Raw genomic sequence first — 20965 nt, forward strand, 5'->3', positions numbered from 1 at the left:
CGCCTCAGGTTCCAGGTGAAACCCTACGACCGCGGACGAACCACTTGCGAACTGAGGACAGAGTGAAACCTCAAGGGCTCCGGTGCTAATCATGCCCTACTTCGAGCCATCCGGCGACCACCTCCCCGCGGGCAGGGCTGTGACGCTGTCGTCGACAACCGAGCCGTGGATCTCACCTGGCACGACGTGCGAGCCCCTGACGGGGCCCCCGGACGCCGCAGGGGCGGACGACGTGGTCGTCCGCCCCTGCGGCGTCTGAAGGGAGAGCAGACACGGCACCGACCCTCGATGGGCCGGTGCCGTGTCCGTCACCGCTGGCTACCCCTGCGCGTCAGGCGCTGCCACAGACTCACCTTGGTCGGAGGCGTCCGGGGCGGGAAACGACGCGGCCACCGGCGGCTCAGCGGCCTCGACCGCCCGCTGGGATGCCTCGACCTCGGCGAAGACGTCCAGGACCGCGCGCGAGGGCGCGGTGCTCGACGGAGCCGTGCGGATGGCCCGGCGGCTGGTCCGCGCCGGCCGCTTGGTCGCGACAGGCGCCGCCTCGGGCTCCGCCTCGACGACGACCGGGACGGTGACCTCCGGGACCACCTCGACTGCAGTCTCGACCTCGACCTCAGCCTCAGCCGCCTCCTCGACGACCACAGGCTGGGCATCGTGGTCGTGGTCGTGGGCGTGTGCCGCGGCCGCAGCGATGGTCGCGAGCGTGGCCTTGACCGCCTCACGCGCCTGCGGCAGCACCGGGACGGTGATCGAGGGAGCCTCGACCTCCTTGGTACCGCCACGCTTGCGACGCGACCGCGAGGCCGCAGCGCTGTCGTCGCTCTCCGCCGGGGCGTGCGCCGACATCTGAGCGGTCGACGGCGTGGAGCCACCCTGGAAGTGCTTCTCGTTCGGCTCGTCGTGGACGATGAACCCGCGCCCGTTACAGTGGTCGCAGGTCTCGCTGAACGCCTCGACGAGGCCCTGTCCCACGCGCTTGCGGGTCATCTGCACGAGCCCGAGCGAGGTGACCTCGGCCACCTGGTGCTTGGTCCGGTCCCGGCCCAGGCACTCCACGAGCCGGCGCAGCACGAGGTCGCGGTTGAGCTCGAGGACCATGTCGATGAAGTCGATGACGATGATCCCGCCGATGTCGCGCAGCCGCAGCTGACGCACGATCTCCTCGGCGGCCTCGAGGTTGTTGCGGGTGACGGTCTCCTCGAGGGTGCCGCCGGAGCCGGTGAACTTCCCGGTGTTGACGTCGACGACGGTCATCGCCTCGGTCCGGTCGATGACCAGCGACCCACCCGAGGGCAGCCAGACCTTGCGGTCCAGGCCCTTGGCGAGCTGCTCGTCGATCCGCGCCTCGGCGAAGACGTCCTTCTCGCTCACCCAGTGCGTCACACGCTCGGCGAGGTCCGGGGCGAGCGCGTTGACGTACTGCGAGATCTCCGTCCACGCGTCGTTGCCAGCCACCGTGAGGGAAGCGAAGTCGTCGTTGAAGATGTCGCGGACGACGCGGATCGCGAGGTCCGGCTCACCCTGCAGCAGCGCGGGAGCCGAGGCGGTCTTCGCCTTCTTCTCGATCGCGTCCCACTGGGCCTGCAGCCGGGCGATGTCGGCCCGGAGCTCGGCCTCGCTGGCACCCTCGGCCGCGGTGCGCACGATGACGCCTGCGGTCTCGGGGACGACCTCGCGGAGGATCTTCTTCAGGCGGGCGCGCTCGTTGTCGGGGAGCTTGCGGGAGATCCCCGTCATGCCACCACCGGGCACGTAGACGAGGTAGCGGCCGGCGAGGGTCACCTGAGACGTCAGGCGAGCACCCTTCTGACCGATCGGGTCCTTGGTGACCTGCACCAGGACGGAGTCACCGGACTTGAGCGCCTGCTCGATCCGGCGCGGCTGCCCCTCGAGACCGGCCGCGTCCCAGTTGACCTCACCGGCGTAGAGGACCGCGTTGCGGCCCTTGCCGACATCGATGAAGGCGGCCTCCATGCTCGGCAGCACGTTCTGCACCCGGCCGAGGTAGACGTTCCCGGCCATCGACGCCTGCTCCTGCTGAGAGACGTAGTGCTCGACGAGCACACCGTCCTCGAGGACGGCGATCTGCGTGCGACCGCCACGCTCACGGACGATCATCGAGCGTTCGACGGACTCGCGGCGGGCGAGGAACTCGGCCTCGGTGATCGTCGAGCGACGACGACCGGCGTCGCGTCCCTCACGGCGGCGCTGGCGCTTGGCCTCCAGGCGGGTCGACCCCTTGAGTGCGGTCACCTCGTCCGAGACAGGCCGCGGTGCACGAGTCCGGGAGGAGGACTGCTGCGGAGCCGACGCCGCGGCCGGCTCGCTCTCGTTCCCGCGGGTCCCGCGGCGACGACGGCGACGGCGACGGCTCGAGCTGGAGTCGTCGGAGTCGTCGGAGTCTGAGTCGTCGGAGTCCTCGGACTCGTCCCCGGCGTTCTCCTCGGCTGCTGCAGCCGGCGCTGAACCACCGGCACCGCGGGCGCGGCGACGGTTCCTGGACGGAGCGGGGGCCTCGGCGGCCTCGTCCTCGGCCTCCGGGCCGGCGTCTGCGGCATCCGCGGACCGCTCGGAGTCGTCGGTGTCGTAGTACTCGTCGCGCTGGTTGTCCGAGCCGCCGCGGTTGCGACGCCCACGACCACCGCGGCGACGACGACGACGCGGTGCGCCGTTGGCGTCGGTGTCCTCGTCGGACTCGTCGTCCGACTCGTCCTCGAAGGTGTCCTCGTCGGCTGAGTCCTCGTCGATGATCGCGTCGGCTGCGGGCACGGCGTCGGTCACGAGCGCCTCGGCCGCGTCCTCGTCGAGCTGGTCGTCGCCGGGCGCACCCTCGGTCGTCTCGAAGACGACCTTCGGCGGTCCGGCAGGAGACACTGCACGACGCCGACGCGGGGCGCGGGCCTCGGACTCCGGTGCCTGGAAGAGGAGCGCCGTCATCGGACGGGCCTGCGCGACCGGCTCAGCGACAGGCTCGGTCGCGGCGGACTCGGTCACGGCGGGCTCGGCCACCGTGGCGGCTGTGTCCTCGGACGATCGGGTCCGGCTGCCACGGGTGCTGCGGCTGCGGGTCTTGCGGGGCTCGTCGTCGGCGGGCGCGGCGTCCGGCACGGCCTCCACAGGGGCGACATCAAGCTCAGGCTGGGCAACCTCGTCCTGCGCGGGCCGGGACGCGCGAGAGGCGCGGGTCCGGCCGGCGGCACGCGTGCGGGGAACCTTGGTGGCCTCCGGCTCGGGGGTCACCTCGGGGGCTGCGTCGACGGGCGCGGCAGGGGCCTCCACGAGGTCCACCTGCTCGGGTGCGGCCGGCGGGCCGGCGGGCTTGGAGGCGCTGCGGCTGCGGCGGCTCTTGGCGGCGGGACGGGCGGCGGTCTCCCCCGCCGACGTCAGCGCCTCGATCGAGGCGACGACGTCGAGGGTGGCCACCTCGGCCTCGTGCGCCGTGGCTACCTGCTCGGCGGCGCTGCGTGAGCGCGAGCGACGAGGGGTCCGGGCCGGTACAGCCTCGGCGGCGGGAGCTGCGGGTGCTGCGGCCTCGGCGACCGTGGTCTCAGGGGCCGTGGTCTCAGGGGCCGTGGTCTCAGCAGCGGCGGTGCGGACCGTGCCGGCGGACGTGGCCCGGCGACGGCGCGGTGCAGTCTTGGGTGCTGCGTCGGCGAACTCGGAGAGCACGTCGAGGGTCGGCGTGGGCGTCGCTGCGGGGGGCGTCGGTGCGGTGGCCGGCGACACGGTCGCGGCGCCCCTGGACCGTCGCGCGCCAGTCTTCTTCGCGGGCGCCGCAGCTGCGGCGTCGGGCTGTGCGGAGTCTGTCTGCGCGGAGTCTGTCTGCGCGGCGTCGGCCTGGGCGGGGGCCGCCTGGCGGGTCACGCGGCGTCGCGGGGCCTTGGTGGCGGGAGCCGCGGCGGACTCTGATGCGGTGGTGTCGATGGATGAGTCGGGTGTGTTCGAGCTGTCGAGCGTCACGGGGTGTGCTCCATGTGCCCTCCGAGGGCTCCGCCCCACACGTGCGGCGCCCCAAGGGCGGTTCAGTCGTCGTCAGCGCCTGATGCGCTGCGACGGAAGTCGTCGGTTTCGGCTCGAGGCAACGGCGAGCGACGGTGTGCGCCAGGCGGTCGGGCCATTCTCCCGACTGCGGCGCGCCACAATCCGCGATTCGCGACTGCAACGAGCTGAATCTCGGCATCGAAGGCGTGTGGGGTCCTTGAGCCTTGTCAAGTATCGCACAGGGCCCCGCGGCGACGGCGGCGCCGCTGCGGACAGGGCGTGTCGCGGGCCAGCACGCGCGGGCGGAGACTTAGGTCACACAGCGCGCGACCCGCGATACGCCCCCGTGGGACGTAGGTCCTACCGTGAGAAATGTTCGCGTCATAGCGTCAGATCCAGCATATGCATCGACCGTCTCACCGCATCTCCCCCTCTCCTCCACACACGAGCACTCAGGAGCACCGTGGACGTCCTGGACCTGGCACGGTGGCAGTTCGCCATCACGACCGTCTATCACTTCTTCTACGTACCGCTGACGATCGGGCTCGCCCCCATGGTCGCCATCATGCAGACCGCGTGGGTGCGCACCGGCAACGAGCGCTGGCTCAAGCTGACCAAGTTCTTCGGCAAGCTGCTCCTCATCAACTTCGCGATCGGTGTCGTCACCGGGATCGTCCAGGAGTTCCAGTTCGGCATGAACTGGAGCGACTACTCGCGCTTCGTCGGTGACGTCTTCGGGGCCCCGCTCGCCATGGAGGCCCTCGCCGCGTTCTTCGTCGAGTCGACCTTCCTGGGTCTGTGGATCTTCGGCTGGGACAAGCTCAACAAGAAGGTCCACCTCGCGTGCATCTGGGCGGTCGCGATCGCCACCAACCTGTCCGCGTTCTTCATTCTCGCGGCCAACTCCTGGATGCAGCACCCGGTCGGGGCGATCTACAACCCCGAGACCGGTCGCGCGGAGATGGACGACATCGGCGCCGTGCTCTCCAACTCCACGCTCATGGCCGCGTTCCCGCACACCATCACGGCGGCGTGGCTGACCGCAGGGACCTTCGTCGCCGGCATCGGCGCCTGGTGGATGGTCCGTGAGATCCGCCGGGGCCGCCAGGACGTGGCCCGCGACGTCTACCGCCCCGCAGTGATCTTCGGTGTCATCGTCATGATCGTCTCCGGGATCGGCATCGCCGTCTCGGGCGACTTCCAGGCCAAGCTCATGTTCGAGCAGCAGCCCATGAAGATGGCCGCCGCCGAGGGCCTGTGCGAGACGGAGACCGGCGCGTCCTTCTCGATCCTCACCCTCGGGGACCTCTCCAACGACTGCGACGGCGTCATCCGGATCCTTGAGGTCCCCAAGCTCACCAGCTTCCTCGCTGACGGCACCTTCGACTCCACCGTCAAGGGCATCCCCGAGCTCCAGGAGCAGATGACCGAGCGGTACGGCGACGTGGACGCGGCCGGCAACCCGATCGACTACTCCCCGAACCTCGCCCTGACGTACTGGAGCTTCCGGCTGATGATCGGGCTCGGCGTCGGCTCGGCGGCCCTCGCGGTCGTCGCCCTGTGGCTCACCCGCAAGGGACGGATCAGCGACAACAAGTGGCTTGCGATCGGTGGCCTGCTCGCCATCCCCACCCCGTTCCTGGCCTCCTCCTTCGGCTGGATCTTCACCGAGACCGGGCGCCAGCCGTGGATCGTGGCCCCGAACCCGAGCGGGATCGACTCGATCCGGATGCTCACCGAGCGTGGGGTCTCCACGGCTCAGGGCCCGGGGGTGGTCCTCGCCTCGATGCTCATCTTCACCCTCGTCTACACCGTGCTGACCATCGTGTGGGGCCGCCTGATCTGGCGGTACATGATCGAGGGTGCACCCGAGACGGTGCACGACGACTCCCCCGAGGCCCGCGGCGACGAGGCGGACGACGACAGCCGCCCGCTGTCCTTCGCCTACTGACCTGCCACCGAACGCGCGAGAAAGGCAACAGAGATGGATCTGCAGATCCTGTGGTTCGTACTGATCGCCGTCCTGTGGACGGGTTACCTGGTCCTGGAGGGCTTCGACTTCGGCGTCGGCATGCTGCTCCCGGTGCTGGGACGCACCGACAAGGACCGCCGCCTGATGATCAACACCATCGGTCCGGTCTGGGACGGCAACGAGGTGTGGCTGCTCACCGCGGGCGGGGCCACGTTCGCGGCGTTCCCGGAGTGGTACGCGACGCTGTTCTCGGGCTTCTACATCCCGCTGTTCATCATCCTCATCTCCCTGATCCTGCGTGGCATCTCCTTCGAGTACCGCTCCAAGATCAACAACCCGACCTGGCAGCGCCGCTGCGACCAGGGCATCATCATCGGCTCCTGGCTGCCCTCGATCCTGTGGGGTGTGGCCTTCGCGAACCTCGTCCGCGGTGTCGAGCTGGACGCGGACTTCGAGTACGTCGGCGGCTTCTGGGCGCTGCTCAACCCCTTCGCTCTGCTCGGCGGCGTCGTGACGCTGCTGCTCTTCCTGCTGCACGGATCGGTGTTCCTCGCGCTCAAGACCCAGGGTGACATGCGCGCCCGGGCGAACCGGCTCGCCGGCTACTTCTCCGTCGCGGCCGTCGTGGCCGCGGGCGCCTGGGCCGTGTGGGCCCAGATCGCCTACTCGGTCACGTGGACGTGGGCCGCCGTGGTGGTGGCCGCGCTCGCCCTCGTCGGCGTGGTCGCCGCCAACGCCAAGGGCCGTGAGGGCAGGGCCTTCACCCTGTCCGCCGTGGCGATCGTCGCCGCCGTCGTGCTGATCTTCGGGTCGATGTACCCCGACGTGATGCCCGCCTTCGACCCGGCGAACTCGCTGAACATCCGCAACGCGTCCTCGACGCAGTACACGTTGACGGTCATGTCCTGGGTCGCGCTGTTCCTCGTCCCGCTCGTGCTGGTCTACCAGGGGTGGACGTTCTGGGTCTTCCGCAGGCGCCTGGCCACCCACCACATCCCGGAGGCGATCGGCCTGCCCTCGCTCTCCCCTCCCCGCGAGACCGCAGGCAAGCCGTAGCGTGAAGCCCCTCGACCCGAAGCTGCTGCGGTACGCGGCGCCTGCGCGCGGCTACGTGCTCCTCACCACGGCCTTCGGCATCACCACCGCGGGCCTGGTGATCGCGCAGGCGCTGCTGGTTGCGGGCGCGCTGGCCCCGGTCATCTCCGAGGGCGCCACCCTGCCCGACGTCGCGAGCCACCTGTGGTGGCTCGCGGCGGTCGTGGCGGCCCGCGCGGTGGTCAACGGTCTCCAGGAGCGGTACGCGCACCGCGCCGCCACCCGGGTGGTCGCGGACCTGCGCGAGCAGGTGGTCCTGCGGGCCGCGGAGCTCGGCCCGCGGTGGCTCACCGGGCGCGGCACCGACGTGGTGACGCTGGCCACGCGGGGCCTGGACGACCTCGAGCCGTACCTCGTCCGCTACCTGCCCCAGCTGCTGCTCGCGGTGACCGTCACCCCCGCGACCCTCCTCGTGGTCCTCGGCCAGGACTGGATCTCGGCCCTCATCATCGCCGCGACGATCCCGCTGGTCCCGCTGTTCATGATCCTCGTCGGGCAGCTCACCCAGACCTACTCCCAGCGCCGGCTGCTCGTCATGACGCGGCTCGGCGCACAGGTCCTCGACCTGCTCGCCGGCCTCGCGACGCTGCGGGCCTTCGGTCGGGAGCAGGGCCCGGTGGCCCGAGTCCGGGCGCTCGGGGAGGCGTACACCCGCTCGACCATGAGCACCCTGCGGGTCGCCTTCCTCTCCGGGATGGTGCTCGAGCTGCTCACCACCTTGTCCGTGGCGCTCGTCGCGGTGGGCATCGGGCTGCGCCTCGTGCACGGTGACATCGGCCTCGAGACCGGCCTGGTGGTGCTGGTCCTCGCTCCCGAGGTCTACCTGCCGATCCGCCAGATCGGTGTGCAGTTCCACGCCTCCACCGACGGCATCACCGCCGCTCAGCGCGCCTTCGACGTGCTCGACGAAGCCCATCCCCCGACCGGGTCCGTCCCGGCGCCGGACCTGGCACGCACGACGATCACGCTCGACGGGCTGAGCGTCGTCGCCCCCGGCCGCCTCGCGGTGGCCCCCTCGAACCTCACGGCGCAGATCCGCCCCGGCCGGGTCGTCGCCCTGGTGGGCCCGTCCGGGTCCGGCAAGACCACCGCGGTCCTCGCCCTGCTCGGCCTGGTCGCCGCGGACGCAGGCACGGTCCGCGCAGGCGAGGTGGACCTGACCACGATCGACCCCTCGACGTGGTGGTCCCAGATCGCCTGGCTCCCCCAGCGCAGCGTGCTGGCCCCGGGCACCGTCCGCGAGTCGCTCACCGCGGACGCGCTGGTACCCCCGAGCGAGGCCGACCTCGCCCGGGCGATGCGCCTGACCGGCCTGGACGACGTCGTCGCCCACCTCCCCCACGGCCTGGACACCGTCCTGGGCCACGGAGGTCTCGGCCTGAGCGTGGGGCAGCGTCAGCGGGTAGCCCTCACCTCCGCCCTGCTCGGGGACCGCCCCCTCGTCGTGCTCGACGAGCCGACCGCACACCTGGACACCCTCGCGGAGGACCAGGTCCTGGCGGCCATCTCCGCGCTGCGCGGCGCGGGGCGCACGGTCCTCGTCGTCGCGCACCGCCCAGCGCTCGTGGCCCTCGCCGACGACGTCTTCGAGGTCGGTTCGGCGTCGCTGACGCCGGAGTCGACTCTGCGCACAGAGAGCACGGTCACCTCATGAGCCGCTGGAGGCGGGATCCCTTGCGGCGCGCGATCGCCCTGCTCGAGATCGACCACCGGCGCGCGGCGGGAGCGGTCGCCCTGGGCGCGCTCGCCCTGGGCAGCGCGATCGCCCTCGCCGCCGTCTCGGCCTGGCTCATCGCCCGCGCCTCGCAGATGCCGCCCGTGCTGACCCTGTCCATGGCCACGGTCGCCGTGCGCGCCTTCGGCATCTCCCGTGGGGTGTTCCGCTACCTCGAACGCCTGGCCTCCCACGCCGTCGCGCTGCGCGGCATGGCCAGCCTGCGCACCCGGATGTATGCCGACCTCGCCGCGGGGCGCATCGAGTCGGTGGCCACGCTGCGCCGCGGGGACCTGCTGGCCCGGGTGGGTGCCGACGTCGACACGGTCGGCGACGTCGTCGTGCGCGGGCTGCTGCCCGCCGCGGTGGCGGTCGTGCTCGGCGCCGGGTCCGTCGCCCTCATCGCCGCGGTGCACGTCGGCGCGGGGGCCTCCCTCGCACTGTGCCTGGTCCTCTCGGGCGTCGTCGGCCCGTGGCTTGCGGCTCGCGGGGCCGCCAGGACCGAGCGTCACTCGGCTCAAGCCCGCTCGGACATGGCCGCCATCTCCCTGGACATCGTCGACAACGCCGCCGCGCTGACCGTCTCGGGCACGCTCTCCGCGCGCCGCGCCGCGTTGCGTGAGGCCGATGCGCGGCTCGCCGCGGCCACCGACTCCGGCGCCCGGACCTCCGGGCTCGCCTCGGCCGTCGGCACCCTGTCCACCGGGCTCGCCGTGCTGGCCGCGCTCGTGCTGGCGATCCCCTCCGTCACCGACGGCTCACTCTCCCCGGTCGCCCTCGCCGTCGTGGTCCTCACCCCGCTCGCGGTCTTCGAGATCACCCAGGTGCTGCCGGCCGCGGCCATCCAGGTGCACCGCTCCCGCGAGGCGGCCACGCGCATCATGGCGGTGCTCGACGCGGCGGCACCGTCCGCTGCCGTCCCGGACGCCGCGGCTGCGCCGGACGCCCCCTCCTCCGCCCCCTCCCTCGTCGCCGCGAGCCTGGTGTGCGGGTGGCCCGGTCAGCCGCCCACCCTGAGCGGCCTCGACCTCACCCTCACCCCCGGCCGGTCGGTCGCCCTCGTCGGCCCGAGCGGCACCGGCAAGACGACCGCGCTGCTCACCCTCGCCGGTCTCGTCCCACCGCGTGGGGGCAGCCTGCTCCTCGACGGTCACCCGGTGGACTGTCTCAGCCACGATCTGGCCGCCCGTTCGGTCGTGTTCACCGCCGAGGACGCGCACGTCTTCGACACGAGCATCCTGGAGAACCTCCGGGTGGCCCGGGGCAGCGTCACCGAGACCGAGGCCGTCGCCGTGCTGGAGCGGGCCGGGCTGGGCAGGTGGCTCAGCCAGCTGCCCGACGGCGTGCACACCCGGCTGGGATCGGACGCCTCCTCGATCTCCGGCGGTGAACGACGCCGCCTCCTGCTCGCCCGGGCGTTGTGCTCCCCCGCGCCGATCCTGCTCGTCGACGAACCCGCCGAACACCTCGACCCGGCCACCGCGGACGCGCTGCTCACGGACCTGCTCACGGTCGGCGCCGGGTCTGTGCGCGGCGTCGTCGTGGCGACGCACCGGTTGAGCGCGCTCGGCGCGGCCGACGAGGTGGTCGTCATCGACTCCGGCGCGGTCCGCGTGCGAGGCACCCACGCCGAGCTCCTTGCCACCGATCAGGGGTACCGGGATGCCGTCGCTGCGGAGAACGACCTCGCTGAGCGATGATGGAGCCGTGCACGAGCGCATCAGGACGAAACGACATCGAGGAGCTGAAGACGCAGTGAGACCACGGGAAGCCGACGCCGTCGAACGGGAACGCTGGCTCAGTGCGGGAGCGCACATCACCACCATGCTGCTCTCGGGGGCACCCGAGGAGGACGTCCTCGAGCACATCGTGTCCGTCGCGCGGGAGATCTCCGACGCCGACGCCGCAGCCCTGGTCCTGCCGGGCCTGCGGGGCGAGCTGGTCATGGAGATCGTCCGTGGCTGGGGCGCCGACCAGCTGCTGGGGCTGACCATGCCGCGCACAGGCTTGTCCTGGACGGCGTTGGAGACCGGGCGCGGGCGCCTGGTCCCGTCGCTGCAGAGCGAACGCAACCTCGAGCTCCCACCCATGCGCCGCTACGGACCTGCCCTCTACGCGCCGATGGGGACCTCCGACAAACCCGTCGGCGTGCTCGTGCTGCTGCGCAAGGTCGGTGAGGAGTCCTTCATCGGCAAGGACCTGGAGCGTGCGTCGACCTTCGCCGACCAGGCCGCGCTCGCACTCGTGCTGTCCGAGGCACGCCAGGCGCAGGGCCTGACCAAGCTCGTCGAGGAACGCGAACGGATCGCCCGCGACCTGCACGACCTGGCGATCCAGCAGCTGTTCGCGACCGGTATGCAGCTCGAGACGGTCCGGAGGCGGGCGGCTCGTGGGCTGGACAAGGCGGGGTTGATCGCCATCCTCGACGAGGCCCTCGACAACGTCGACAACTCCGTGCGCGAGATCCGCTCGATCGTGCACTCCCTGCGCGACCCGGACGCCGCGACCGGGGTGATCGAGCGGCTGCGCCGCGAGTCGTCGCTGGCCCGCACCGGCCTCGGCTTCGCCCCCTCCCTGGTGATCTCGCTCGACGACCGCAGCCTGGGAGCGATCGACGACGACGAGGAGACGATCGACATCCTCGTCTCGCAGACCCTCGCCGACGACATCCTCGCGGTGGTCCGCGAAGGTCTGGCCAACGCGGCCCGGCACGCCCAGGCGTCCTCGGTCTCCGTGCGTGTCATGGTCGCCACGGACGGTCTCGACAGCTCCCCGGGGAACGTCACGGTCGAGGTCGAGGACGACGGTGTGGGGATCGGCGCGCCGAGCGGGCGCAACTCCGGGACGTGGAACGTCATGGCCAGGGCCCGTCAGCACGGGGGCAGCGCGTCGATCGAGAACGCGCCCTCGGGTCGCGGCACCCTCCTGACCTGGACGGCTCCGGTGACCTCTCAGCCCTCAGCCGCCGCAGCGACGGACTCGCTCCCGGCCCCTCCGGTCCGGTCCGGTCCCAGCTGGTCCAACTGGACCAGCTGACCGGCCCGACTCAGCGGGGGGTGTCCTGGGCCCAGGCGTGGTGACGACGCGCGGCGACCCAGGCGGCGACCTGGGTGCGGCGCTGCAGGCCCATCTTGGCCAGCAGGGACGTGATGTGGTTCTTGACGGTCTTCTCCGCGATGCTCAGTCGCTCGGCGATCTCACGGTTGGACAGCCCTTCACCGATGAGGTCCACCACCCGCATCTCGCTCGGGGTGAGGTCCTCGGTCGGGTCGTCGTGCTCCTTGCGGCGACGGGTGACGGTCCGCTCGTCGAGGAGCACCCGCCCGGCCGCCACGGCGCGCACGACATCGGCGATCTCGGCGCCGCGGACGCTCTTGAGCACGAAGGCCGCCGCGCCGACCTCGAGCGCCGCGGCCAGCGCGGAGTCGTCGTCGAAGGAGGTCAGGACGATGGCTCGGGTGTTCGGCTGGGTGCGGCGCACGGCGCGCATGAGGTCGATGCCGGTGCCGTCCGGCAGTTGCAGGTCCACGAGCATGACCTGCGGGTGCACCAGCTCGGCGCGGCGCACTCCTTCAGCGACGCTCCCCGCCTCGGCGACGATCGTCATGCCTTCCGACCGGTCGATCACCTCGGCGATCCCTCGACGGACGACCTCGTGGTCGTCCACGATCATCACGCTGATCTGTCCGTCGGCTGTCTGTCCCTCTAGGCTGTCCACCCTGTCATCTTAGACAAGCCTGGATCTCGGAACCGCCCAGGTGCGAACGATTTGCCAGAAAGTTTGGCATCGTAAGGGGATGAAGGTCCTCTTGCCCACGTCATTGCCCCTCGATATGACCGCTGCGCCCTCAGGCGTCACGTTTGTTCCCTACGACGTCACCTCCCCCGTCCCGAGCGAGCACACCGACGCCGAGATCCTCGTCGTCTGGGGCAACACCCGGCACCAGCTCGCGGACAGCGCCTCACGACTCACCGGGCTGCGCTGGATCCAGGCGCTCGCCGCCGGACCCGACGTGATCCTCGCGGCAGGATTCCCTCCCGAGGTCCGCGTGACCTCCGGCCGATCGTTGCACGACGGACCGGTCGCCGAGCACACGCTCGCCCTGGCCCTGACGGCCGTCCGCCGCCTCGACCTCATGCACGACGCGCAGCGCGCCGGTCGGTGGGCCCGCGAGCTCGGCGGCGTGCAGTCCGCGCACCCGTCGACCTTCCCCGGTCTGGGCACCCTCGACGGGGCCGAGATCACGGTGTGGGGCTTCGGCTCGATCGGGCAGCGCCTCGCCCCGCTGCTCACCGCCCTGGGGGCGAATGTCGTCGGCGTCGCCACCTCACCCGGGACGCGGGCCGGTGCGAGCGTCATCACGGGCGAGGACCTCCCCGCCCGGCTGGCCGAGACCGACATCCTCATCGGGATCCTGCCGGCCACCCCGGCCACCGCTCACATCATCGGCCCCGACGTGCTGGACCAGCTCCCCGCCCACGCCTGGGTGATCAACGTCGGGCGCGGCGCGACCCTGGACGAGGAGGCCCTGGACCTCGCGCTGCGAGCGGGCACGCTGGCCGGCGCCGCCCTCGACGTCTTCGACCACGAGCCCCTCCCGGCGGACTCGCCGCTGTGGAGCACCCCGAACCTCGTCATCACCCCGCACGCGGCCGGCGGACGTCCCCAGGGGTCGGAGGCTCTCATCCAGACCAACCTCACCGCCTACCTCGCCGGAGCGCCGCTGCTCAACCTCGTCGAGCGCTGACGAGGCGCGGCCGCCGCTGGCAGGTCGGGCAGCTGAAGGCGGACCGGTTCATGAACTCGTCGCGCCGGATCGGGGTGGCGCACCGGGGGCACGGCCGTCCCTCCTGGCCGTAGGCGTTGAGAGAGCGGTCGAAGTACCCCGAGGCACCGTTGACATTGACGTAGAGCGCGTCGAAGCTCGTGCCGCCCTGGGCGAGCGCCTCGCGCATCACCTGCTCGGCGGCGTCGAGCACCTGGGCGACCTGGGCGCGCGTGAGGCCTGCCGTGGGCCGCGCGTAGTGCATCCGGGCACGCCACAGCGCCTCGTCGGCGTAGATGTTCCCCACGCCGGAGACCACGCTCTGGTCCAGCAGCACCCGCTTGACCCCCGTCCGACGCTGACGCACCGCGTCCACGAGGGCCGCGCGACCGGGCGTGCCCGGGGCGAGCGCGGGATCGAGGAGGTCGCGCGCGATGTGCGCCGCGGCGTCGGGCACGGCCGGCCGCCGCGACCCCGCACCGCCCGGCAACCCGTCCGGGGTGGGCACGAGCTCGCAGACGCTCAGGTGCCCGAAGGTCCGCTGGTCGACGAAGTCGAGGGCCATCGCCTCCCCGCTCGCGCCCCGCAGCCCGATCCGGACCCGCAGGTGCGGGGAGATGACGTCGAGGCCGGCGCCGGTGCGCACGAGGAGCTGACCGGACATGCCCAGGTGGCCCAGCAGTGCGTCGTCGGTCCCGTCGAGGGTGAGCCAGAGGTACTTTCCGCGGCGGGCGGCCTCGGCCAGCCGCTGCCCGGTGAGCTGGGCCGCGAAGTCCGCCGGCCCACCGGCATGGCGGCGCACGCTGTAGTCGCGGCGCACCTCGACCGATGTGACGACGGCGTCCAGGACGTGGCGGGCCAGGCCGTCGCGGACGGTCTCGACCTCGGGCAGCTCGGGCACGCGCAGGTCAGGTGAGCTGGCGGTGGGCCGGACGCGCCGGCCCGCGGGCGATGAGCGCCTCGTACGCACCCTGGGCGGCGATCTGCTCGGCATGCTTCTTCGCCGATCCCTCACCGGTACCCAGGACCTCGTCGTCGATCCTCACCTGCGAGACGAAGTGGCGCGCGTGGTCAGGTCCGGTGGCCTCGCTCGAGTACTCCGGGCTGCCCGCCCCGAACTCGGCGGCGGTCTCCTGCAACGAGGTCTTCCAGTCGAGGCCGGCGCCCAGGCCGGCGGCCGTGCTCAGAGTCTCGTCGAGCAGCCTGTGCACGAAGTCCCGGGCGACCTCGAGGCCGTGGCTGAGGTACACCGCGCCGATGAGGGACTCCACGGTGTCGGAGAGGATCGAGTCCTTGTCGAAACCGCGGGTGCCCGACTCGCCCTTGCCGAGGAGGATGTACTGCCCGAGGTCGAGCTCCCGGGCGACGGCGGCCAGCGCGCGCTGGGAGACCGAGGCTGCGCGCATCTTCGCGAGGTCACCCTCGGGGCGGTCCGGGTGCCTGCGGTACAGCGCCTCGGCCGAGACGAGGCCGAGGACGGCGTCGCCGAGGAACTCGAGGCGTTCGTTCGTGGGGATCCCACCGGCCTCGTGCGCGAAGGAGCGGTGGGTCAGGGATTGCACGAGAAGCTCGGGGTCCAGATGGACCCCGAGCTTCTCGAGGAGTTCCGATGCCGGGGAGACCTTGCGCTGTGCTCGTGTTCCCACCGGTCGTACTCCTTACTGCTGACTCCGTGACGCTAGGGAGTCGGGAAGATCAGTTTGCGTGCTCGGTGCGCACTGCTTCGGCGTACTGGCGACCCTTGTAGGTGCCGCACGTCGGGCAGGCAGCGTGCGACAGCTTGTCGCCCTTGCACTGCGGGCACGTGGTGAGGTTTGCAGCGGTAGCCTTCCACTGCGAACGGCGCGCACGGGTATTGCTGCGCGACATCTTGCGCTTCGGAACAGCCACGGCTAGCTCTCTTTCGTCTCGTCGATAATGCTCTGCAAGGCCGACCACCGGGGATCGACTACGTCATGACTGTGCTCAACCTCATCTGCCAGGTGCACTCCACAGATGGAGCACAGGCCCGGGCAGTCCGGCGAACACAACGGTTGGAATGGTAGTGCAGTGACCACCGAATCCCTAAGCACGGGCTCGAGGTTGATCATATCGTCCTCGAGCTCACGTACGTCTTCCTCCTCGTCGCCGTCGTCCTCGGCGGCCTGTGCACGCTCGGGGTAGACGAACAGCTCCTGGATCTGGATGTCGAGATCCTCGACAACCTCATCCAAGCACCGCCCGCACTCACCGATCGCCTGACCGACTACGGATCCGGAGACAAGAACCCCCTCCATCACGGCCTCGACCCTGAGATCAAGGTCAAGATCGCTACCTTCGGGGATGCCGATCACCACAGTTCCGAGATCGGCTGGTGCGGAGACTGTGCGCGTGACCGTACGCATCGAACCGGGACGCCGACTGAGCTCATGGGTATCGAGGACAAGAGGCGAACGAGGATCGAGTGTGATGGGACGCTGCACAGTTTTCCGAACGTAGTGATCTCGGTACATGCCGCGACTGGCAGGACCAACAGGTAATGCTACGTCATCGAGGGACCAGCGCCCAACTCGCTTGAGGTCACGGCTTGGCGGTGTCTGTCCCGCTCGGTTCACCGAGGCGGTCGGCGAGCTTGTCGCGGCCGGCGTGCACCTGGGCGAGGACCTTGCCCAGGTCGATCTCGAACTCCGCGAGGCGGCGGTCGCAGTAGTCGTCGGCCTCGTGGCGCAGGGTCGCCACGGTCGCCTCGGCGTGGGCGATGAGCTCGCGTGCGTGCACCTCGGCCTGCAGCACGACCTGTTCGGAGCTGACCAGCTCGGCGGCGCGCGCCCGGGCGGTCGCGATGAGGTTCTCCGCCTCGACATGGGCGTCGTCGAGGACCTGGTCGGCGTCGGAGAGCACCTCGTCCGCGCGGCTCAGCTGGGAGGGCAGCGCATCGCGCAGCTCGTCCAGCAGGTCGAGGGCCTCGTTGCGGTTGACCAGGACCGATGAGGACATGGGCATCGCGCGCGCGCGCTCGATGACGTCGGTCAGCGCATCCATCAGGGCAGGGACGCCGAGGCGTTCACCCTCGACAAACGTCTCAGTCTCGTCGTGGCTGCTCATGACACTCCTTGTTTCGGGGGGTTGCGACTGCCGTCCACGGTGCCATCCAGAGCCGCCCGGAGGATGGAAGAAACGCCGTCGGGCACACAATCGTCGATTGTGCCCCCGAACCTGGCAACATCCTTGACCAACGACGAGGCGATGTGGGCGAGGGCCGGGTCGCCCGGGACGAACACCGTCTCCACGCCCACGAGGTGGCGGTTCATGAGCGCCATCGGCAGCTCGGAGTCGAAGTCCGCTCCCCCGCGCAGCCCCTTGACGATCACCGTCGCGCCGACGTCGCGGCAGAAGTCGACGAGCAACCCGGGCACGAGGGCGACGCGGACCCCGGGGAGGTCCGCGCAGGCGGCCTCGGCCAGCGCGAGGCGCTGGTCGGCGTCCAGGAGCGTGGACTTGGCGGAGTTCCTCGCCACGCCGACGACGACCTCGTCGAAGAGGGCACTGGCCCGGCGGATGATGTCGAGGTGCCCCAGGGTGATCGGGTCGTACGATCCGGGGCTCACGGCGATGGTCACGCCTTCACGGTAGTGCAGTCCGGCGCGGGCGGACATGGCCGACGCGGCCGTGGGCGGCCATGATGGTGACATGGGTGACGTTTCCGAACCAGATGCTTCTGCACCAGCCTCCGTCGATCTCGTCGATCTCGTCGACCCCGCGGACCTGGCTGCGCTGCACGAGCGGGTCCTGGCCCCGTCCTTCCCGCCTGCCGAGCTCATCGACCTCGATGGGCTCCTGTCCGGGTGCGCGACCGGGGAGCTGCACGCACTGGGCGTGGTGCGCGACGGGCAGGTGGTCGCCGGTGCGGTGGGCAGCCCGTCCGCCCCTGGCGGGGTCGTGCTGCTGATGTATCTCGCGATCGCGCCCGGCGGGCGCGGGGGCGGGATCGGCGGCGCGCTGCTCGACGGCGCGGTGGCCCGCTGGGCGGAGCAGTTCTCCCCCGCGCTGGTTGTGGCCGAGGTCGAGCACCCAGACCACCACGCGGCGAGCATCGAGCACGGTGACCCCGCCGCTCGGCTGCGGTTCTACGCCCGGCACGGGGCCCGGGTGCTCTCGGTACCGTACTTCCAGCCCAGGATGGGTCCGGGCGGTCAGCGGGTCCCCGCGTTGTTGCTGGTCACCTTGTATGTGGTAGAGGCGGGTGTGGGCGATGCGGGTGTGGGCGGGGCGCCTGCCGCACGCGTGAGCGCTCCCCCGCTGCGGGACTTCCTGGAGGCCCAGCTGCTGAGCTCGGAGGGAACGGTGTCCGACGACGACGCAACCCACGCGCTGCTCGACTCGGTCAGCGGACAGTGGGTGGATCTCGTCTCCCCCGAAGACCTCTCTGACGTCCCTGTCGGGCTGCTGCCTGAGGAGTAGCTGGGTGGCGCGATGATCGCGGTGTGGAACGAATCCCTGAACCGGACTGATCACCGTGCCGAACCGGTGGCTGCTCGACCGGGGCGTGGTCAGGCTGCGGCGTCGCCTGCTGGGTAGGTGCCGGGGACGTCGATGTGCCAGGTGCCGAAGGCGCGGGTCATGGCGATGTTCTCTCCGTCGACGCGGTGGTGGTGGTGTCGGCAGAGCAGGGCCCCGTTGGAGGGTGTGGTGTCTCCGCCATCGGCCCAGTGGCGTAGGGCGTGGTGGATCTCGCAGATGCGCGGTGGCGCGTCGCAGCCCGGCCAGACGCAGGTGGTGTCGCGGGCGATGATGGCGCGGCGATGCTCTCTGGTGAAGGTGCGTCTGGTGCGGGAGATGTTGAGGATCTGGGAGTCGGGTCCGAAGATGATCCGGGTCATCTCCCCGTCGCACGCGATCCGTCTCAGGACCGCGTCGGGGATGGGGCCGGTGCCGTCCTCCCAGGTCGCGTACCCGGCCTTGAGGCGAGCCTCGAAGGTTCTCGGGGACCAGGATCGGGAACCGGTGCCGTCTGAGGCAGTGCTGCTCGCTCCGCCGGCCAGTTCACCAGCCGCGCCGGTGCCATCTGACTCACCGTCAGTGCTGTCAGCGTCGTCATCACCGTCACTGTGGGTGGCTTCGAAGACCCGGGTGAACTCCTCCCAGGACACGTGCACCGACAGGTGGGGGCGCACGTTGGCGCCCTTGCCGGCGGTCCCGGCGTCCAGGAACGCCTGACACAGCTCGACCAGGGCGTCCACCTTGCGCAGATCCGCCGGGACGAGCGTGTCGGTGGCGGAGGGGACCCCGGCCACCGCGCGCAGCGCCGCACCGATGAGCTGACCGTGCTCGGTGGTGACGAACCCGCTGATCTGCATCCCACCCAAGGTCGGGGACACCTGGAGGAACTCCCGCTCGGCGGCGTCCTTGAACGCCTTCTCCTGCGCCACCGGGTCAGCAGAGAGGGTGAACCCTTTGACCAACCGGTTGAACTCCGTCACCGACCACGCCGCCGTATGCACCAACAACGCTTCCTCACCGGTGCACACCGGGACCGCCCCCGGCGCCGGGTCGGCCAACGACTGCCGCAACGTCGGGGTCTTGGCCGCGTGCACCATGATGCCCACGTGCTCCCCGGTGATCGACCCCGCCCGAGCCGCCGCCCCCGTGGCCGGCAGGTGCTCACTCACCGCCCGCGCCGCCGCGACGGTGCGCTGGGCCAGTCCTTTCGAGAGGTTCTCCGCCTTCTCCAACCACGTCGTGAAGGAATGCATCGTCTCCTGGTGCCACGACCCCTCGGACTCGGTGCGGGCGATGCACCCCAACCGCTGAGCCTCAAGGCGCCCCACCACGACGTGGATCCGCTGGGACACCTCCGCCGCCACCGCACCCGGCAACGACGCCGGGTCGACCGACGTGATCACCTCCACCAACGACTCCATCTGATCCAGCAACGCCAACACATTCACCGGGACACCCGGATCGACGCCGTCGCCAGGGACATCGCCCACGGCCACGCCCCCGGTGGCCGCGGGCACCTCCAGAGAGGGCTCGACGGGCCTCTCCGACGCCGGCTGGAGCAAGGCGTTGAACGCCGCTTCGAACAGCTCGGTCATCATCGATGCGTACTCGGGATACTCGGGGTACTCGCAGAGGTGACGTGCAAGCTTCACGATGCCCCCTGCCCTGGTCGGATCTATCGGGAATACTCCGATAAGTCTATCGAACAAACGTCCGGCGGGCAAGAGTTTGAGCCAACCGACTGACGACCCGGCTCACCGCCGAACCGCCACCGTACGGACGCCTCAGCGACCGCAGCGTCCAGCGTCGCCTGATCGAGGCATCCGGCTCCGGTGGGTGGGCTGGCGGGGCCGGTCACCACCGTCCTCGCTCCCCCCGCTGCGGGACTCTCCTCAAGGGATACGGTCGGGCACCGCTGAAAAGCGGGCTAGCGTGAGCGCATGGGATTGTTCTCTTCCGCAAAGAAGCGTGTCGGACCGTATGGCCTGCTCAAACCCGATGCCGAGCACGTGGCGCGGCTGGAGTCGCGGGGGTGTGACATCACCGCGCCCCGCGAGATCGAGTTCGCCGTCTGCTTCGCGACCCAGGACCGCGCCGATGCGGCGTCGGCCGCCCTCCGCGCGGACCGCGTGCGTCATGAGCTCGTCCAACCCAGTCATGACATCCCCGACTGGACCATCATGCTCGTGGCGAGGAACCAGCCGCTCGTCCCCGACTTCCTGCGCGAGCGCGTGGACCTCTGCCGCTCTCTCGCCGATGCCCACCAGGGCGACTACGAGGGCTGGGTCGCGCTCTTCACCGACGAGGAGAAGGCCGCCCTGTAGGCGGACTCGCCACCCCTGAGATCTACGTGCCGGCGTCCGCGCCGGCCTCCGGCTCACGGTCTGGCTCGGCGTAGTAGACCTTCGTGTCGCCGTGCTTCTTGACCGTGATGAGACGCCACGTCGTCGGCCACACAGGTTCGGGTGAGCGCGAGGACCGCTCGACGACGACCACCGCGTCAGGGGAGATCTGCGCCTCGAGACGGCTGAGGACCTCGGCGACCTCGGCGTCTCGCACGTCGTAGGGCGGGTCGAGGAGCACAAGATCCCACGCCCCGGTCCCGGCGCTCTGGACGAACCGCTCGACTGTGCTCGTGACCACCCGCACCCCGGGCAGGCCCAGCGCTGCGGTGTTGCGCGCGCAGACCTGCGCGGCCTCCGCGGCGGCCTCGACGAGAACCACCTCGACCGCTCCGCGGCTGGCCGCCTCGAGGCCGAGGGCCCCGGAGCCGGCGTACAGGTCGAGGACCCGCGCGCCGTCGATCACGCCGTAGTGCTCGAGCCGGGAGAACATCGCCTCCCGGACCTTGTCGCTGGTCGGTCGGGTGCCGCTCGCGGGCACCTCGAGAGTTCTGCCACCTACGCTGCCAGCCACGATCCTCGTCACGGGGCCAGCCTACCCACGGCCACGACG

18 protein-coding genes are annotated in these 20965 nt (G+C 70.9%); 8 read left to right on the forward strand and 10 right to left on the reverse strand.

Annotated features, from left to right (window positions below; genetic code table 11):
• Nucleotides 1–318: 318 nt before the first annotated feature.
• A complete protein-coding gene (locus tag ACWA15_RS12870) occupies nucleotides 319–3963 on the reverse strand; it encodes an Rne/Rng family ribonuclease (RefSeq protein WP_464055719.1) in 3645 nt (1214 codons plus the stop codon).
• 484 nt (nucleotides 3964–4447) lie between these two features.
• Here ACWA15_RS12870 and ACWA15_RS12875 point away from each other — a divergent pair, with 484 nt between their 5' ends.
• From ACWA15_RS12875 to ACWA15_RS12895, 5 genes are read left to right on the forward strand one after another with little or no spacing between them, the layout of a single operon-like run.
• Nucleotides 4448–5935 carry a cytochrome ubiquinol oxidase subunit I gene (locus ACWA15_RS12875; RefSeq protein WP_464055721.1) on the forward strand — a complete coding sequence of 496 codons (1488 nt, stop codon included), beginning with the start codon at nucleotides 4448–4450 and terminating at the stop codon, nucleotides 5933–5935.
• Between the two features lie 33 nt (nucleotides 5936–5968).
• Nucleotides 5969–7012 (forward strand): cytochrome d ubiquinol oxidase subunit II, encoded by a 1044-nt coding sequence (cydB, locus tag ACWA15_RS12880; RefSeq protein ID WP_464055722.1) that lies wholly within the window; start codon nucleotides 5969–5971, stop codon nucleotides 7010–7012.
• Between the two features lies 1 nt (nucleotide 7013).
• On the forward strand, nucleotides 7014–8705 hold the full coding sequence (gene cydD / locus ACWA15_RS12885) for a thiol reductant ABC exporter subunit CydD (protein WP_464055723.1): 1692 nt from the start codon (nucleotides 7014–7016) through the stop codon (nucleotides 8703–8705).
• Nucleotides 8702–10465, forward strand: a complete 1764-nt coding sequence (gene cydC, locus ACWA15_RS12890; RefSeq protein WP_464055724.1) for a thiol reductant ABC exporter subunit CydC — start codon at nucleotides 8702–8704, stop codon at nucleotides 10463–10465. Before cydD ends, cydC begins: the two co-directional genes overlap by 4 nt.
• 55 nt (nucleotides 10466–10520) lie before the next feature.
• The gene (locus tag ACWA15_RS12895) at nucleotides 10521–11801 is read left to right on the forward strand and encodes a sensor histidine kinase (RefSeq protein WP_464055725.1); all 1281 of its coding nucleotides are present in this window, start codon (nucleotides 10521–10523) and stop codon (nucleotides 11799–11801) included.
• Nucleotides 11802–11811: 10 nt separating this feature from the next.
• Here ACWA15_RS12895 and ACWA15_RS12900 read toward each other — a convergent pair whose 3' ends face one another.
• On the reverse strand, nucleotides 11812–12438 hold the full coding sequence (locus ACWA15_RS12900) for a response regulator (protein ID WP_464059504.1): 627 nt from the start codon (nucleotides 12436–12438) through the stop codon (nucleotides 11812–11814).
• A gap of 124 nt (nucleotides 12439–12562) precedes the next feature.
• Between ACWA15_RS12900 and ACWA15_RS12905 the strand changes: the two genes are divergently transcribed.
• Nucleotides 12563–13513, forward strand: a complete 951-nt coding sequence (locus ACWA15_RS12905; RefSeq protein ID WP_464055727.1) for a phosphoglycerate dehydrogenase — start codon at nucleotides 12563–12565, stop codon at nucleotides 13511–13513.
• Here the strand turns inward: ACWA15_RS12905 and mutM are convergent.
• From mutM to coaD, 6 genes are all read right to left on the reverse strand, one after another.
• Nucleotides 13494–14432 carry a bifunctional DNA-formamidopyrimidine glycosylase/DNA-(apurinic or apyrimidinic site) lyase gene (gene mutM / locus ACWA15_RS12910; RefSeq protein WP_464055728.1) on the reverse strand — a complete coding sequence of 313 codons (939 nt, stop codon included), beginning with the start codon at nucleotides 14430–14432 and terminating at the stop codon, nucleotides 13494–13496. The genes ACWA15_RS12905 and mutM overlap by 20 nt on opposite strands.
• A gap of 7 nt (nucleotides 14433–14439) precedes the next feature.
• Nucleotides 14440–15177, reverse strand: coding sequence for a ribonuclease III (gene rnc / locus ACWA15_RS12915; RefSeq protein ID WP_464055730.1), 738 nt, complete (start codon nucleotides 15175–15177; stop codon nucleotides 14440–14442).
• Between the two features lie 49 nt (nucleotides 15178–15226).
• Nucleotides 15227–15421 carry a 50S ribosomal protein L32 gene (gene rpmF, locus ACWA15_RS12920; RefSeq protein WP_093186154.1) on the reverse strand — a complete coding sequence of 65 codons (195 nt, stop codon included), beginning with the start codon at nucleotides 15419–15421 and terminating at the stop codon, nucleotides 15227–15229.
• A gap of 2 nt (nucleotides 15422–15423) precedes the next feature.
• The gene (locus tag ACWA15_RS12925) at nucleotides 15424–15993 is read right to left on the reverse strand and encodes a YceD family protein (protein ID WP_464059505.1); all 570 of its coding nucleotides are present in this window, start codon (nucleotides 15991–15993) and stop codon (nucleotides 15424–15426) included.
• 97 nt (nucleotides 15994–16090) lie between these two features.
• Entirely contained in the window at nucleotides 16091–16615 is a 525-nt protein-coding gene (locus ACWA15_RS12930) for an ATP synthase subunit B family protein (RefSeq protein ID WP_464055731.1), read from the reverse strand.
• Nucleotides 16612–17130, reverse strand: a complete 519-nt coding sequence (gene coaD, locus ACWA15_RS12935) for a pantetheine-phosphate adenylyltransferase (RefSeq protein WP_464055732.1) — start codon at nucleotides 17128–17130, stop codon at nucleotides 16612–16614. Before coaD ends, ACWA15_RS12930 begins: the two co-directional genes overlap by 4 nt.
• Before the next feature lie 70 nt (nucleotides 17131–17200).
• Between coaD and ACWA15_RS12940 the strand changes: the two genes are divergently transcribed.
• A complete protein-coding gene (locus tag ACWA15_RS12940) occupies nucleotides 17201–17971 on the forward strand; it encodes a GNAT family N-acetyltransferase (RefSeq protein WP_464055733.1) in 771 nt (256 codons plus the stop codon).
• 89 nt (nucleotides 17972–18060) lie between these two features.
• Here ACWA15_RS12940 and ACWA15_RS12945 read toward each other — a convergent pair whose 3' ends face one another.
• Nucleotides 18061–19662 carry an HNH endonuclease signature motif containing protein gene (locus ACWA15_RS12945; protein ID WP_464055734.1) on the reverse strand — a complete coding sequence of 534 codons (1602 nt, stop codon included), beginning with the start codon at nucleotides 19660–19662 and terminating at the stop codon, nucleotides 18061–18063.
• Nucleotides 19663–19950: 288 nt separating this feature from the next.
• On the opposite strand from ACWA15_RS12945, the gene ACWA15_RS12950 reads away from it, so the two are divergent.
• A complete protein-coding gene (locus tag ACWA15_RS12950; protein ID WP_464055735.1) occupies nucleotides 19951–20334 on the forward strand; it encodes a ribonuclease E inhibitor RraB in 384 nt (127 codons plus the stop codon).
• A 22-nt stretch (nucleotides 20335–20356) separates the two neighbouring features.
• Here the strand turns inward: ACWA15_RS12950 and rsmD are convergent, their stop codons facing one another.
• On the reverse strand, nucleotides 20357–20938 hold the full coding sequence (gene rsmD / locus ACWA15_RS12955) for a 16S rRNA (guanine(966)-N(2))-methyltransferase RsmD (protein WP_464055736.1): 582 nt from the start codon (nucleotides 20936–20938) through the stop codon (nucleotides 20357–20359).
• Between the last annotated feature and the right edge of the window lie 27 nt (nucleotides 20939–20965).

It is taken from the genome of Sanguibacter sp. TS_SC_8, from assembly GCF_055361235.1.

Coding starts and splice junctions, on each gene's coding strand:
- cydB (WP_464055722.1), top strand. CDS start 5,969: ATGGATCTGCAGATCCTGTGGTTCGTACTGATCGCCGTCCTGTGGACG.
- cydC (WP_464055724.1), top strand. CDS start 8,702: ATGAGCCGCTGGAGGCGGGATCCCTTGCGGCGCGCGATCGCCCTGCTC.
- ACWA15_RS12900 (WP_464059504.1), bottom strand. CDS start 12,438: ATGATCGTGGACGACCACGAGGTCGTCCGTCGAGGGATCGCCGAGGTG.
- ACWA15_RS12905 (WP_464055727.1), top strand. CDS start 12,563: ATGAAGGTCCTCTTGCCCACGTCATTGCCCCTCGATATGACCGCTGCG.
- ACWA15_RS12930 (WP_464055731.1), bottom strand. CDS start 16,615: ATGAGCAGCCACGACGAGACTGAGACGTTTGTCGAGGGTGAACGCCTC.
- ACWA15_RS12940 (WP_464055733.1), top strand. CDS start 17,201: ATGGGTGACGTTTCCGAACCAGATGCTTCTGCACCAGCCTCCGTCGAT.
- ACWA15_RS12950 (WP_464055735.1), top strand. CDS start 19,951: ATGGGATTGTTCTCTTCCGCAAAGAAGCGTGTCGGACCGTATGGCCTG.